The sequence below is a fragment of the Bacteroides sp. genome, from assembly GCA_036351255.1.
In the GTDB taxonomy this organism is placed as follows: domain Bacteria; phylum Bacteroidota; class Bacteroidia; order Bacteroidales; family UBA7960; genus UBA7960.
This window is the reverse complement of sequence record JAZBOS010000109.1, coordinates 18,858-33,706: the sequence shown is the minus strand read 5'-3', so window position 1 is coordinate 33,706 and position 14,849 is coordinate 18,858. Positions and strand designations below refer to the sequence as shown.

General features: G+C 46.0%; 12 protein-coding genes. All 12 read left to right on the top strand.

Annotation, left to right across the window (positions count from 1 at the left end):
- Positions 1-2 precede the first annotated feature (2 nt).
- The 12 genes from murD to V2I46_10605 all read left to right on the top strand — a co-directional run bounded on the left by murD (position 3) and on the right by V2I46_10605 (position 14,836).
- Positions 3-1,343 carry a UDP-N-acetylmuramoyl-L-alanine--D-glutamate ligase gene (gene murD, locus V2I46_10660; GenBank protein MEE4177961.1) on the top strand — a complete coding sequence of 447 codons (1,341 nt, stop codon included), beginning with the start codon at positions 3-5 and terminating at the stop codon, positions 1,341-1,343.
- An 11-nt stretch (positions 1,344-1,354) separates the two neighbouring features.
- On the top strand, positions 1,355-2,506 hold the full coding sequence (locus tag V2I46_10655) for an FtsW/RodA/SpoVE family cell cycle protein (GenBank protein MEE4177960.1): 1,152 nt from the start codon (positions 1,355-1,357) through the stop codon (positions 2,504-2,506).
- Positions 2,481-3,605 (top strand): undecaprenyldiphospho-muramoylpentapeptide beta-N-acetylglucosaminyltransferase, encoded by a 1,125-nt coding sequence (gene murG / locus V2I46_10650; protein MEE4177959.1) that lies wholly within the window; start codon positions 2,481-2,483, stop codon positions 3,603-3,605. The genes V2I46_10655 and murG overlap by 26 nt, the downstream gene beginning before the upstream one ends.
- 1 nt (position 3,606) lies before the next feature.
- Positions 3,607-4,965: a UDP-N-acetylmuramate--L-alanine ligase gene (gene murC / locus V2I46_10645; protein MEE4177958.1), complete on the top strand. Its 1,359-nt coding sequence runs from the start codon at positions 3,607-3,609 to the stop codon at positions 4,963-4,965.
- Positions 4,962-5,753 carry a hypothetical protein gene (locus V2I46_10640; GenBank protein ID MEE4177957.1) on the top strand — a complete coding sequence of 264 codons (792 nt, stop codon included), beginning with the start codon at positions 4,962-4,964 and terminating at the stop codon, positions 5,751-5,753. The genes murC and V2I46_10640 overlap by 4 nt, the downstream gene beginning before the upstream one ends.
- An 8-nt stretch (positions 5,754-5,761) precedes the next feature.
- Positions 5,762-7,030 (top strand): cell division protein FtsA, encoded by a 1,269-nt coding sequence (gene ftsA, locus V2I46_10635; GenBank protein MEE4177956.1) that lies wholly within the window; start codon positions 5,762-5,764, stop codon positions 7,028-7,030.
- Positions 7,031-7,130: 100 nt separating this feature from the next.
- Positions 7,131-8,675, top strand: a complete 1,545-nt coding sequence (gene ftsZ, locus V2I46_10630) for a cell division protein FtsZ (protein MEE4177955.1) — start codon at positions 7,131-7,133, stop codon at positions 8,673-8,675.
- 584 nt (positions 8,676-9,259) lie between these two features.
- Positions 9,260-9,730, top strand: coding sequence for an FKBP-type peptidyl-prolyl cis-trans isomerase (locus V2I46_10625; GenBank protein MEE4177954.1), 471 nt, complete (start codon positions 9,260-9,262; stop codon positions 9,728-9,730).
- A 74-nt stretch (positions 9,731-9,804) separates the two neighbouring features.
- Entirely contained in the window at positions 9,805-10,086 is a 282-nt protein-coding gene (locus V2I46_10620) for a hypothetical protein (protein ID MEE4177953.1), read from the top strand.
- 65 nt (positions 10,087-10,151) lie between these two features.
- Positions 10,152-10,832, top strand: a complete 681-nt coding sequence (locus V2I46_10615; protein ID MEE4177952.1) for an SOS response-associated peptidase — start codon at positions 10,152-10,154, stop codon at positions 10,830-10,832.
- A 43-nt stretch (positions 10,833-10,875) separates the two neighbouring features.
- Positions 10,876-12,213, top strand: a complete 1,338-nt coding sequence (locus tag V2I46_10610; protein MEE4177951.1) for a pseudouridine synthase — start codon at positions 10,876-10,878, stop codon at positions 12,211-12,213.
- 16 nt (positions 12,214-12,229) lie between these two features.
- Positions 12,230-14,836, top strand: coding sequence for an AsmA-like C-terminal region-containing protein (locus tag V2I46_10605; protein MEE4177950.1), 2,607 nt, complete (start codon positions 12,230-12,232; stop codon positions 14,834-14,836).
- The last annotated feature ends 13 nt before the right edge of the window (positions 14,837-14,849 follow it).

The following is a 14,849-nucleotide window of genomic DNA, read 5'->3' as shown; positions in this document are numbered from 1 at the left end:
AAATGAGCAGACGGCTGGTTGTGCTTGGCGCAGGAGAAAGCGGAACAGGAACAGCCATTTTAGCCCGCAAAAAAGGATGGGATGTTTTTGTCTCCGAAAAGGGAGCCATCAAAGAACAATACAAAAACGCTCTTATACATCATGATATCAGCGGGGAAGAAGGGAAGCATTCCGAGAATTTGATTTTGAATGCTAATGAAGTGATGAAAAGTCCGGGCATTCCCGAAAAGGTTTCGATTGTTCAGTCCATTCTGCATAAAGGGATACCGGTCATTTCAGAGATTGAGTTTGCTGGACGATATACCCGTGCAAAAACCATCTGCATCACTGGCAGTAATGGTAAAACCACCACAACCCTGCTCACCGGGCACCTGTTGAAAAAGGCAGGCCTGAATGTGGGTATTGCGGGAAATGTGGGAAACAGTTTTGCCTGGCAGGTGGCAGAAGAGAACCACGACGTATATGTTCTGGAAATATCTTCCTTTCAATTGGATGGGATGAAAGACTTCAGGGCAGACATTGCAGTGCTTCTCAACATCACGCCCGACCACCTCGACCGCTACGGTAACAGCTTTGAGAATTACATCGGGTCGAAGTTGCGCATTTTGCAGAACCAGACCCCAGCTGATAAAATCATTTTCTGCGCCGACGACCCCGTGTTGGAGGCCAGGATAAAACAAACGGAAAACGGACCCGGGCTGATCCCCTTCAGCATAAAGAAAACCCTGAAGAAAGGCGCCTGGATTGACAGAAAAGGCAAGTTGAATATAAACATAAAATCTGAGGGATTCACCATGGACCTCCTTGAACTGAGTCTAAAAGGGAAACATAATATTTACAACAGTATGGCCAGTGGCATTGCCGCCCGCCTGGTCGAAATCCGCAAGGAAGTTATAAGAGAAGGCCTCAGCGACTTCCAAAATGTGGAACACAGGCTGGAGTCAGTGGGTTTTGTCCGTGGCATAGAGTTCATCAACGACAGCAAAGCAACCAATGTGAATTCCACATGGTATGCACTTGAGTCGATGAATAAACCGGTCATTTGGATCGTTGGGGGGCAGGATAAAGGCAATGACTATTCAGAGTTGACCGAATTGGTTCAAAAGAAAGTTAAAGCCATCGTTTGCCTGGGCAAGGACAACAGCCATATCCTGGAAGTCTTTGGTGAAAAGGTACCCGCAATTTTTGAAACCCGTTCAGCCGCCGATGCAGTCAAAGCTGCATATCTGGCAGGCAATCCGGGTGATGTAGTATTATTATCGCCTGCATGTGCCAGCTTCGACCTTTTTGAGAATTTCGAAGACCGGGGCAAACAATTTAAGCAGGCAGTTTACGACTTATAATAAATAAGGAAATGAACAGAATCCTTGAAAAAATTAAAGGTGACAGGGCAATCTGGATGGTGGTGATCTTTTTGTCCATTTTTTCCCTGCTGGCCGTTTACAGCTCAACGGGCACGCTGGCTTACCGGTTTCGCGCGGGGAATACGGGTTACTATATCATTAAGCATTTCATCATTATGTTGTTAGGCTTGGGCTTAATGGTGCTGGCCAGCCGGGTGAAGTACACCTATTACTCAAGGATTTCCCAACTTGCCCTTTGGATTGCCGCTCCCCTGCTGTTGCTTACATTGGTAAGGGGGACCAACATCAACGAGGCCAACCGCTGGCTTACCCTGCCCATCATAAATATCAGTTTCCAAAGCTCAGACTTTGCCAAGTTGGCTTTGATTATGTTTGTTTCGCGTATACTGACCAAAAAACAGGAAACCATCAAAGATTTCAAGGATGCCTTTGTTCCGGTGCTGGTGCCCATTCTGATCATTACGGGACTCATCCTTCCTGCCAACCTCTCAACAGCAGGGATCCTGTTTCTTACTTGTGTTATCCTGATGTTTATCGGAGGGGTCAACATTAAATACCTATTAGCCTTTGGAGGAATCGGCCTGGCAGGTCTCGCCCTGTTTATTCTAATTGCCACCAAAATGCCTGAGGGAAGCAGGGTTTCTACATGGTCAAATCGCATTGAAACTTTCGTTGGTAAACCAGGAGATAATTACCAAACGGAGCAGGCAAAAATCGCCATTGCTACAGGAGGTGTTTTTGGTAAAATGCCTGGTAATTCGACCCAGCGTAATTTTTTACCTCACGCCTACTCCGACTTTATCTATGCCATTATCATCGAAGAATATGGCCTGATAGGGGGCTTTATTGTCCTGATCTTATACCTGATATTGTTTTACCGCGGAATCAGAATCGCCCGGGAAAGCCCCGGCACATTCGGGGCATTGCTGGCAGCCGGTCTTAGTTTCAGCCTTGTATTTCAGGCAATGATCAATATGGCAGTGGCCGTGGATCTTTTCCCGGTAACCGGTCAGCCCCTTCCCCTGATCAGCATGGGAGGAACTTCCTTATGGTTCTCCAGCCTGGCCATTGGGATCATATTAAGTGTCAGCAGAAAAATTGAAGAAAACGAATTAAATGGAAAAGCCATTGTCACAAGCTGATGAGCTGAAGGTGATCATTGCCGGAGGCGGCACCGGGGGCCATGTGTTCCCGGCCATCGCTATAGCTTTGGCCCTGAAAAAGAAGGTTTACAATGCAAAAATTCTTTTTGTAGGTGCCAAGGGGCGTATGGAAATGAAGAAGGTGCCTGCAGCAGGATTTCACATCATTGGACTGAACATTTCAGGCATACAGCGCAGGCTGACCTGGAAAAACTTGCAAGTACCATTTAAGTTACTCGACAGTTTGGTGAGGGCCAGAAATATCGTGAAGCGTTTTAAACCGGATGTTGTGATCGGGGTGGGTGGCTATGCCAGTGGCCCCATTGTCAGAGCAGCAGCCAAACAGGGCATTCCCACGCTGATACAGGAACAGAACTCATTCCCGGGCCTTACCAACCGGATCCTTGGAAAAAAAGCAGACAAAATCTGTGTGGCCTATGAAGGCATGGAGCGCTTTTTTGAGAAATCAAAACTATACCTTACCGGGAACCCTGTCAGACAAGACATTGTTAGCCTGGAGGGCAAATATGAAGAAGCCATGACATTCTTTGGCTTTTCAGCAACCCAACCTGTCCTTTTCGTAACCGGCGGAAGTCTTGGCGCCTATTCGATCAATGAAAGCATTGCGCACAACCTACAGTTCTTCATGGAAAAGGGAATTCAGCTCATCTGGCAAACGGGCACCCACTTTTACCAGAATGCATTGGGCCTGGTAAAGGGTTATGAAAACCAGGTCTATGTAAAGCCTTTCATCGACAGGATGGACTTTGCCTATGCAGCTTCCGATGTAGTAATCAGCCGGGCAGGCGCCATTGCAGTTTCTGAGATATGCACCGTACAGAAACCTGCCATTCTGATTCCATCACCCAATGTTGCTGAAGACCATCAAACAAAAAATGCCCTGGCCCTGGTAAATCACCATGCAGCGGTGCTGGTCAGGGATGCAGAAGTAAAGGAAAAGCTGGGGCCTGTTGTGTTCGACCTGATCCAGGACGAAGAAAAACGATTCAGGCTAAAGGAAAAACTCGTTGGTTTATCATTCAGGGATGCTGCTGATGTGATTGCAGGGGTGGCTTTAAGCCTGGTAAAAAACAAATAAAATGAATATTAACCGCTTAAATAACATATTCTTCCTCGGCATTGGAGGCATTGGCATGAGTGCCCTTGCCCGCTATTTCCATGCCAGGGGAGTCAATGTTAGCGGTTACGACAAAACTCCCTCCTCCATTACCAACGCCCTGCAACAGGAAGGCATTCAAATCTGGTTTGAGGATCAGGAAAACATCATTCCTGAAAATCTTGACCTGGTTGTTTATACGCCTGCAGTTCCCAAAAACACTGTTTTGTTCAACGGGCTGGAAAGCAGGAATATTCCCATGATGAAGCGGGCAGAACTGCTTGGCCTGATTACCAATGACATGAAGACCGTTGCCATTGCTGGCACCCATGGAAAAACAACCATTAGCACCATAATTGCCCACATCCTGAAAACAGGCGGAATTAAAACCACTGCTTTTTTGGGGGGCATCAGTGTGAATTACCAAACGAATTTCCTTTCAGAGGAGCCTTCAGAATGGGCCGTTGTGGAAGCTGACGAATTCGACCGGTCTTTCCTCCAATTGAAACCGGATATTGCCCTGGTCAGTGCCATGGATGCTGACCACCTTGACATTTACGGCTCAGAATCAGCCTTAATTGAAAGTTTCAGGGAATTTGTAAAAAGAATAAAGGCCGATGGCACCCTGGTGATTAAAAAAAGCCTGGAAGGCAAGCTAGATTTCCCCGGAGAAACCTTGACCTATGATTGCGAGGGGCCGGCAGCGTTTATGGCAAGGGAATCCGAAGTTAAAAACGGGAAGTTTTATACTGCCCTTGACGGGATGATAAAAACCCCGCAATTTGAACTGGGCTTCCCGGGCCACCATAACCTGGAAAACGCTTTAGGTGCAGCAGCCATTGCCTGGCGTATGGGCATGGACAGTATAACCATCATGAATGCCTTGAACACATTCAGGGGAGTAAAACGCAGATTTGAGATCTGTTACCAGGGACCGGCTGCCGTTTACATTGATGATTACGCCCATCATCCTGAAGAGATCAAAGCCTGTATTAAAGCTACCAGGTTGCTTTATTCCGGGAAAAAGATAACAGCAATCTTCCAGCCTCACCTTTTCAGCAGGACCCGCGATCTTGCCGAACAGTTCAGTGAATCACTGGGACTTGCAGATGCAGTTTGGATGCTCGATATCTATCCCGCAAGGGAACTGCCTATTGAAGGGGTGCATGCAGAAATGCTTTTGGAAAAAATTGATCTGAAAGAGAAATTCCTGATCCGTAAGGGAGAGGTTCTGGAAACCCTGGAAAAGAACCCACCGGAAGTATTACTGACAATGGGAGCAGGCGATATCGACCGCCTGGTTCCCGATATTGTTGAATTCCTGAAAAGAAAGGCTTTATGATCCGGAAATTAATAAATATACTGCTGCTTATCGCCATACCAGTCGCAACCTTGGTTCTGCTGGGATTTGCCGTGGAAGAAAACCGAAAACTCCCCTGTAATCAGCTCCTGGTGAGCGTGGATTACCGTTGCGGCCATCAGTTCATCACCCCGGAGGAAGTAAAAGCCAAGGTTGAAAATTCAGTTAGTGAAATCGAAGGACAGCAGTTGCCCGAGGGCAAATTAGGCCAGATTGAATCGGTGGTTACAGGAATTCCCTATATTGAGAACGCCAGTGTTTTTCAAACCATTGATGGAGACCTGAATATAACCATTACGCAACGCCAGCCAATAATAAGGGTCATCAATTCACACAACCAAAGCTATTACCTGGACCGCAAAGGGTCAATGATGCCCCTTAGCCAGGAATACACAGCAAGGGTTTTGGTAGCGACAGGGCACATCCATGCCGGTTACTCTCCTTTGATGGATCTCCGGGAAGAAAAAAAACCAGAGGAGATTTCTACCAATGAAAGAATTTTAAGGGAGCTGTTTCACCTGGCCAATTTCATTGAGAACGATCCATTCTGGAATGCATATATCGACCACATTTATGTCACCCAAAATGGCCAGTTCGAATTAACGCCCAAGAACGGAGCACATGTTGTTGAATTTGGAACCCTGGATCAAATGGAAGAAAAATTCCAGAAACTGATGATCTTTTACCAAAATGGTTTGACCAGAACCGGTTGGAACCATTACAGAAGAATTAATTTAAAATATAGTAATCAAGTAATTTGTTCAAAATAAGCACTGTTATGACACAATCAGAAATTGTCGCCGGATTAGATATTGGGTCCACCAAGATCGCTTGTATCGTTGGACGGAAAAATGAATACGGAAAAGTCGAGATTCTGGGGCTTGGTCGCTCCGATTCCCTTGGTGTGAACAGGGGTGTGGTTGAAAACATTCAAAACACCGTGGACTCCATCAATAAGGCGGTAGCCGAAGCCAGCCATAATTCTGGGGTTGACATAAAAGTAGTCAACGTGGGGATTGCCGGGCAGCATATCCGCAGCCTACAGCACCGTGGGAGCATCATGCGCAACAGCATTGATGACGAGATCGAACAGGACGATGTTTCCAACCTCATTGAGAATATGTACAAACTGGTTTTGCCTCCCGGAGAAGAAATAATCCATGTAATCCCGCAGGAGTATATCATTGACAATCAGCAAAGAACCCGCATCCCAATTGGGATGTCAGGAATTTTGCTCGAAGCAAACTTCCATATCATCACCGGGCAAGTGGCGGCTGCAAAAAATATTGAGAAATGTGTAAAAAAGGCTGGCCTTGAGATTTCAAGTATGATCCTCGAACCCCTGGCATCGGCCGAAGCCGTTCTTAGCAGCGAAGAAAAAGAAGCCGGCGTAGCGCTGGTTGATATTGGTGGAGGCACAACCGATATTGCTATTTTCCAGGATGACATTATTCGTCATACAGCTGTGATTCCACTGGGTGGAAATGTGATTACCGATGATGTGAAGGAAGGCTGTTCCATTATCCGCAGCCAGGCTGAAGAGTTGAAAAAACGATTTGGTTCATCCCTTGCCAGCGAAAACAAAGATGAGGAAGTGGTTTCCATCCCCGGGTTGAAAGGCCGTAGCGCAAAGGAGATTTCACTGAAAAACCTGGCCCATATTATCCAGGCAAGAATGGAAGAAATCATCGAACACGTGCTTTACGAAATCAAAAATTCAGGCTTTGAAAAGAAACTTATTGCAGGAATAGTCCTTACCGGCGGTGGCAGCCAATTGCGTCATGCAGCCCAGCTTACCGAATTTATTACCGGCATGGACACCCGCATTGGGTATCCTAATGAGCATCTGGCCAAATCCCTTTCGGGCGAAACTGGAAGCCCTATGCATGCCACAGGGATTGGCCTGGTAATAAAAGGTCTGGACAATAAGGAGTTTTTGAAGAAAAGACAAACCTCAAAAATCTCCAAGCCTGGCATAGGCTCCGGATTCTTTTCAAGACTATTCAATCAAGGTATTGATTTTTTTGAAAAAGACCAGTCCGTTTAATCCGATTTTATTAACAATAAGGCGGAAAAACCTGTTAATAAAAGTTCCATTTTCCCCTTCAACCTCTAAATGAAAATATTTACCTTCAACCCCGAAAATTATGACCAAAGAAATGATCAAATTCGACCTGCCAAAAAACCAATCATCCATTATCAAAGTATTGGGTGTTGGTGGCGGCGGCAGCAATGCCGTTAACCACATGTTCAAGCAAGGTATTGAAGGTGTTGACTTCATTGTATGCAATACCGACAGCCAGGCATTGGACATGAGTCCTGTCCCCAATAAAATTCAACTTGGTGTGAGCCTCACCGAGGGAAGAGGTGCCGGAAGCCTCCCTGAAGTAGGTAAAAATGCCGCCATAGAAGACCTGGAACGCATCAAGGAAGTATTGGATAAGGGGACCAAAATGTTGTTTATCACAGCTGGGATGGGTGGTGGTACCGGTACGGGTGCAGCCCCTGTTATTGCCAGCGCCTCCAAAGAAATGGGAATCCTCACCGTTGGGATTGTTACCATCCCTTTTATGTTTGAAGGAAGAAAACGCCGGCAGCAAGCTGAAGAAGGCATAAAACAACTTCAGGAACATGTTGATACCCTTCTGGTTATCTGCAACGACCGCTTGCGCGAGCTCTATGGAAACCTTTCGGTTACCGAAGCTTTTGCCCGGGCAGACAATGTTCTGACAACAGCAGCCAAAGGCATTGCCGAGATCATCACCCTTACCGGGAATATCAACGTTGACTTTGCTGATGTAAAAACCGTCATGTCAAACAGTGGCGTAGCCATCATGGGCAGCGGAAATGCCGAAGGCGAAAATCGTTCCATCAAAGCCATTGAAATGGCCCTCTCTTCTCCTCTGCTCAACGATAATAACATCCGCGGTGCAAAAAACATTTTGCTTAACATTACCAGCGGCACTGAGGAGATCCTTATGGATGAGATCACCGAGATCACTGATTATATCCAGGATGAATCAGGCTCAACCGCTGAGATTATCTGGGGACTGGGTAAAGACGAATCCCTGGGGTCAAAAATCAATGTTACCCTTGTAGCTACAGGTTTTGGAGTGGGCAAAGGCTATCAGCCTGACCAGATGCCTGAGAAAAAGGTGATCAAGATGGATCAGGAAACCGAAAAAGCCAGACATGTGGGTCAAAATGAGCCTTACCAGGAGGAAGCTGGTGGCATGAGAAAATATACCAGGCAAAATCCTCCGGCAGAAAAGACCCCTGACAACAAACCCGAGATTCGGGCAGACCAGCCAGCCGTGACTTTCGAGTTTCCAGTCTCAGAGGACAACAATTCGTTCAGGGATTCCAAGGCCACCCCCAGCAACCAAAACGCTCCTTACCAGGAAACCAGACCGGAAGAAGAGCCCATGGCAAATCCTGTATCAGAAGCCGAACTGCAGCGAAAAATTAGGGATAGGGAGCAACGACTGCGCGAATTGAGCATGAAACTCAAAACCCCTGAAGGCCTCCAGGATCTGGAAAGACAACCTGCTTTTGTAAGACGAAACGTAAACCTTAACAATACCCCTCTGAGTTCTGAGTCACAGGTCTCCAGATACACTTTGAATGAAGGAGACGATGAGAAAGTGCAGATAAAATCAAATAATTCGTTCCTTCATGATAATGTAGATTAGATTCATTTCAGGTTTCCCTTTTTTTTGTTTTCATCATTCTTTGGTTTTGTTTTCTCGAAAAGGTGGCTGCCTTAGTAACTTGAGGCAGTCCCTTTTTTTTGCCTAAACCGAAGAAGCCACTGGCCCAGAACCCATTAAATATCTGTTATTCATACCTTTAACCAACATTTCACGTATCCAGCAGGACCCGGACAGGTTCCTTTTGGAGTGATCCCTGACTCGGTGTTTAACCGGTGTTTAACCAGTGTTTATTCAGTTTAAACCGAATAAACACCGGTTAAACTACGACCATGGTAAGAGCCGGAAAAGGCTCTGTTGGAATCATTGGACTGGAAGTGCTGTTGACTGACGAGAATGATAAACCAATGATCAAAACCTAAAATAAACATTGAAACATTTGAGGTTCTCGTCCGGCCTTCCCTTAAAAAATAATGGTAACAACCCATTTCTCTTATTTGAATTAGCAAGGAGGTTAACCGCCAAAAGGCCATTGAGGTAATTTCTTTTCGGGGGGTCTTGTCGAGACGAGGCCTTTTATTCTTAAATTTGCCTTCAATTTTAAGTCACTGAAGTCATTAGAAAGAATGAAGCATTTCAAAAATTTGTCTGTTATCCGCTTTCTCATTCCTGTTTTTATCCTTGGTCTGATTACATCCTGTGGTTCGGACGATCCCGAAAAACAGGCCGAAAAAGACCGGGAAAAAATCCTGGAATATATTGAAGAACATGATCTGGATGCCCAGGAACTTGAATCCGGTGTTTTCTATGTCATTGAAGAAGAAGGTTCTGGAAGTTTCCCCACAGAAACATCCACCGTAATTATTAATTATACAGGCTTCCTGTTAGACGGGGATGAATTTGGTGCAGGCACCGCCTCCACCTTCAACCTTAATAGTACCATCCTGGGATTTAAATACGGAATCCCGATGTTCAACCGCGGCAGCAAAGGGATTCTCCTCATTCCTTCGGGGCTTGCTTACGGCGAATATGGCTCATATACCATTCCTCCCAATGCCGTGTTGATATACAACATTGAAATGATTGACTTTTTATAAGCCTAACAATTTGATTTTTTTCTTAAAAGGCTCAAAAAGTATTGTTACTTTTGCAGTCAAAATAATTCCGAAAAATGGCAAGCATAAAGAACCTTAAGAAAGACCTCAATTATTTGATCGATGAAGTGATCGGCACTTGCATGATCCACCAGTATACCCAACAGGATAAGCGCGAAGAGTTGGATCAGATCATTAACGAGATGATTGAGTTCCGCGAAAATATGATCTACCGGATCAACAATCCTGAGGTCAACGGAAACGGACAAAGCCTCCGGATCTTTTACCGTTCGCTGTTTGACGAATTGCTCGAAAAAGTGAATAGCGCTTTTGATAAATTGAATAAGATAACCGATTAAGCATCGGTAAACAAAAGATCTCAAAGGCGCTTCAAGCGCCTTTTTTTATCAGATACAACATCATCATGTGCGGTAGGTATTCCATTAGCAAAAAGGCCAGGGAAATCGGTGAGCATTTCAATGTCACGATACCTTCAGGTTTTCAGGGCGAACTATTCAATGCTGCTCCTGCTCAAAGCCTGCCGGTGATTGCTATGAATCAACCCCTTAGCATACAAATGTTTCAGTGGGGACTTAAAGCCCCCTGGAAAAACGCTTCGGGTGAGTCTTCGCTGGTCATCAATGCCCGCTCTGAATCCCTGCGTGCAAAAAAAATGTTCAGCCGTCTGCTCGACGGCCAGCGATGCATCATTCCTGCTGATGGTTTTTTTGAATGGGAAAAAACCAGGAAAATAAAACAACCCTGGCGATTTCTGTTGGAAAGCGAAGAACTATTTTCCTTCGCGGGCCTTTTCGATCTGATGGAAACACCCGATGGCTGCCGCTACTATGCCTTTTCCATCATTACAACCCAGGCCAATTCACTACTCGAAGGAATTCACGACCGTATGCCTGTTATCCTGGACCAGGAGGGGCATGCTGCCTGGCTCAGGGAAACCAGTCCGTCCGTTTTGGATGACCTTCTTCAGCCCTTCCCTTCCGAAAAAATGAAACATTATAAGGTTTCCCAAAAAGTAAACAATGCTGCCAACAACAACCCTGAATTAATAAAACCATGGCAGGACCCCAACCTGACACTTTTTTAGTCAAAAAAGCGTTGCATAATTAACACTTCAATTACAAGAAAGAATGAGAAAAACATCAGCCGGATCCAATGGAGGCCGGCGAAACCAACGTCAGGAGACCCCTGGCAGAAGAAACACGGGAAAGCATACCAGCCGTGAGGCCCGTCCCGACAAAAGAAACCGGGAGGACAAGCCCTATAAGAAAGACAGCAGACCTTCCAGAGAGGATAACAGGCCTTCGAGAGAAAACAGGTCCTATCAGAAAGACACCAGGCCTTCCAGGGAAGACAAGCCTTATCAGAAAGACAGCAGACCTTCCAGGGAAGACAACAGGCCTTCCAGAGAAAACAGATCCTATCAGAAAGACAGCAGATCTTCCAGGGAAGACAGGCCTTATCAGAAAGACAGCAGACCTTCCAGGGAAGACAGGCCTTATCAGAAAGAAAGCAGACCTTCCAGGGAACGACCTTTCCAGAAGGATCGCAGCGCTACAGACAGCAGGCGAGAAAAGCCTGCTTCGCCCTATTCACGAGACCGAAAAAAGTCAGCGGATGATTCGCAAGCCCGCGAAAAACGCTTTTCAAAAGATCGCCCTTTTAAGAAAGAAAGGTATACAGACGGTCCTGAAAAAGTTACGGACCGGCCAAAATTTGGCCGAAAGCCAGCGCCCCGAAAAGACCCTGCAGACGATAGCATCCGCCTGAACAAATATATTGCCAATGCAGGGGTCTGTTCCCGTCGTGAAGCTGACATGCTTATTAAAAATGGGGCCATAACCGTGAATGACGAGATCGTTACCGAAATGGGCATCAAAGTCAAGCCGGGGGATGTGGTGAAGTATGGCAATGAACGGCTTATCAATGAGAAAAAAGTGTACGTCCTGCTCAACAAGCCCAAGGATTACATCACGACTTCCGACGACCCCCAGGAACGCAAGACCGTTATGGACCTCATCAGGGGTGCATGCCCCGAAAGAATCTATCCCGTAGGACGCCTCGACAGGAATACCACTGGACTTCTCCTGCTGACCAACGATGGTGAACTGGCTAAAAAACTGACTCACCCCAGACATGGCGTTAGTAAACTTTACCATGTCCACCTTGATCAGCCTGTCAAAAAAGCAGACCTGGAATCAATCGCACAGGGCGTGAAAATTGAGGATAACCTTGTAGTGCCAGATGCCGTATCATATATTGACAGAGCAGAGAATAAAAAAGAAATCGGCATTGAGATTCACTCCGGGCAAAACCGGATTGTAAGGCGCATCTTTGAGCATTTTGGATATAAGGTAACCAAACTCGACAGGGTAACCTTTGCCGGACTAACGAAAAGAGACCTGCCCAGGGGTAGATGGAGATTCCTCTCTGAAAAAGAAGTGAATTTCCTGAAAATGATCCGGTAAAAACCGACAAAACTGAATGGATCGAACAGGGCTCAGTAGAAAAAAACTTATACTGAAATTCCTGAAACTTGCAGGAATTTCGGGTGGGATTTTTGTTGTTGCTCTTTTCCTGCTTCTTAGCCTCACTGCCTTGATCTTTCAAAACAAGATCAAGGAGGTGTTTGTTGAAACCATTAACCAGAACCTGAATACAGAGGTGGCGGTCGATAATATCCGCCTGGATGTTATCAGGCGATTTCCGCTGGCATCAGTGACCTTTTCTGGGATTTCCATTCCAGGGAAAAAGGATCAAACGGATGAAACGCCTCTTCTCCTTCAAGCTGACCGGATCTATTTCAAATTCAGTTTATGGAGCTTCCTGCTTCGAAACTATACCATTCGTGAAGTTGAAATAAACCACGCAAGCATTCACCTGAGTATTGATTCGAGAGGGAACCCTAATTACCGGGTTTGGAATTCCAGTGAAGTGGAGCAAGATTCTGAATTTGCCTTCGACCTCAAAAAGGTATTGTTAACAAGCGTTCATTTCGTTTATCACGATCAGCCCCAGAGTAGTTTGATAGATCTGGATATTGGCAAGGCCACCATGAGCGGAAACTTCAGAAACGCCTCCTATAACCTGACTGCCCGAGGCAACCTGATGGGCAACCTGGTGGCTATTGATTCGGCTGTTTTTATCCGGGAACGCCCTCTTGAGATCGATATGATCCTGCAGGTGGACAATAACCGTGAATTTTTATTTAAGAAAGGAATTCTGGAGGTCAATCAAAATGTCCTTGAATTGCAAGGCACTATCGCCAACCTTAAGGAGGGTCTTCTTTTTGATACCCAGATCCAGGGAAAACAACTGCAACTGGGCCAGCTATTGACCGACCTTCCCGAAAGCCTTCTCCCCTATGTGCAAGGATACAGGGGAAAAGGAACTCTGGAGGCAGATGTAAAGATCAATGGATTACTGACTGCTGAGGAGAATCCTTACATCCAGGCTTCTTTTAACATTTCACGGGGTGAACTCACTCACCGGGGCAGCAATCTGACGCTTAAAAAGATTCAGCTCAACGGGCTTTTCGATAATGGGTCGAAACGTAACCTCACCACTTCCACCTTGGCTTTTGACCAGTTTTATACAACCATCAACAAAGGCGAATTAAGGGGTCATTTCTCCATGGCTGATTTCACCAAACCGCGGCTCGATTTTAACATGTTTGCCGATGCCGATGCCGGCGACCTGGTGAAACTCTTCCGGATAGATACCATCCAGAAAGCATCCGGAAGGATCCAAATGGACCTGAACTTCAAAGGAGGTATGAGTGAGAAAAATCGCTTTACCGGACAGGATTTCATTTCAGCACGGGCTTCGGGTACCTTGAATTATGAGGATCTCAAATTTGAAATTAAGGATAACCCGCTGGCTTTTTGCGAATTTAACGGAGCTTTACTTTTCAGTAATAATGACCTGGTGGTGGAGAACTTCAGCGGTCACGCCGGAAGCAGTGACTTTGAACTGAAGGGCTATTTCCGCAATGTCCTGCCATTCCTTTTCCTTGAAAACGAAAAAATTAACATTGTAGCCAGTTTATACAGCAACAACTTAAATTTTAACGAATTGCTGAAGCATAATGTTAGCGAAGCCGATACCACTTACCACCTGAGTTTTTCTGATCGCATTGGTTTTAACCTGGAGGCCAATGTAGTCCACTTGACCTTTCAAAAATTTGAGGCTACCCACGTGATGGGGCAGGCAAGCCTTCAAAACAAACGCTTTCTTGCCCAGGACCTTTCCTTCAGGTCAATGGAGGGGCAGATCAGGGCTTCAGGCTATATCGACGGGGTGCGCGATGATTATTTTACCGTTGGATGTCGCGCAAGGGTGCAGGAAGTCGATATCAACCAGTTATTCTACCAGATGGGAAACTTCGGCCAGACCAGCATCACCGACGAGCATATCTTTGGGAAAATGACTGCTGATATTGATTTCTCGGGACGCTGGACCCCTAACCTGGCAGTGGACTGGAACAGCATTGAAACCACTGCCGATATGCGGGTTGAGCAAGGTGCACTGGTTAACTTTGAGCCCCTGATTGCATTGTCAAGGTTTCTAAGAGTCGATGATCTGGATAAGGTTACCTTCTCAACCCTTGAGAATCAGATTAGGATCAAGGAAAAGAAAATCATCATTCCTGATATGGAGATCAACTCCAGCGCCCTTAACCTGAAGGTTTCCGGCGAACACACCTTCGAAAACAAAATTGATTACAGGATACAGGTACTCCTCAGTGAGATCCTCTCGCGAAAAAACCGCCAGAGGAGAAATCCCCAGGAACAATATGGGGATATTATTGACGACGGACTGGGCCGCACAACCCTGTTCCTGAGGGTTACCGGGACAACTGAAAATCCGGAATTTGGCTACGATGCACAGGGCGTGCGCGAAAAAATGCGCGACAACTTACAGCAAGAGGGTCAAAACCTCCGTGATGCCTTCCGCAGGGAATTTGGTGGTAATGAACCCTCTATTGAACCTATCGATTCGATCCCTCCCGAAACTCAACGCCAGGGACTGTTTCGAAGGAAAAAGGAAAAAACAAAATTTGAAATCGAATGGGATGAAGGAGGTCCCTGATCCTCAACAAGCA

Coding starts and splice junctions, on each gene's coding strand:
- murC (MEE4177958.1), top strand. CDS start 3,607: ATGAATATTAACCGCTTAAATAACATATTCTTCCTCGGCATTGGAGGC.
- V2I46_10610 (MEE4177951.1), top strand. CDS start 10,876: ATGAGAAAAACATCAGCCGGATCCAATGGAGGCCGGCGAAACCAACGT.
- ftsZ (MEE4177955.1), top strand. CDS start 7,131: ATGACCAAAGAAATGATCAAATTCGACCTGCCAAAAAACCAATCATCC.
- V2I46_10605 (MEE4177950.1), top strand. CDS start 12,230: ATGGATCGAACAGGGCTCAGTAGAAAAAAACTTATACTGAAATTCCTG.
- ftsA (MEE4177956.1), top strand. CDS start 5,762: ATGACACAATCAGAAATTGTCGCCGGATTAGATATTGGGTCCACCAAG.
- murG (MEE4177959.1), top strand. CDS start 2,481: ATGGAAAAGCCATTGTCACAAGCTGATGAGCTGAAGGTGATCATTGCC.
- V2I46_10655 (MEE4177960.1), top strand. CDS start 1,355: ATGAACAGAATCCTTGAAAAAATTAAAGGTGACAGGGCAATCTGGATG.
- V2I46_10620 (MEE4177953.1), top strand. CDS start 9,805: ATGGCAAGCATAAAGAACCTTAAGAAAGACCTCAATTATTTGATCGAT.
- V2I46_10625 (MEE4177954.1), top strand. CDS start 9,260: ATGAAGCATTTCAAAAATTTGTCTGTTATCCGCTTTCTCATTCCTGTT.
- V2I46_10615 (MEE4177952.1), top strand. CDS start 10,152: ATGTGCGGTAGGTATTCCATTAGCAAAAAGGCCAGGGAAATCGGTGAG.
- V2I46_10640 (MEE4177957.1), top strand. CDS start 4,962: ATGATCCGGAAATTAATAAATATACTGCTGCTTATCGCCATACCAGTC.
- murD (MEE4177961.1), top strand. CDS start 3: ATGAGCAGACGGCTGGTTGTGCTTGGCGCAGGAGAAAGCGGAACAGGA.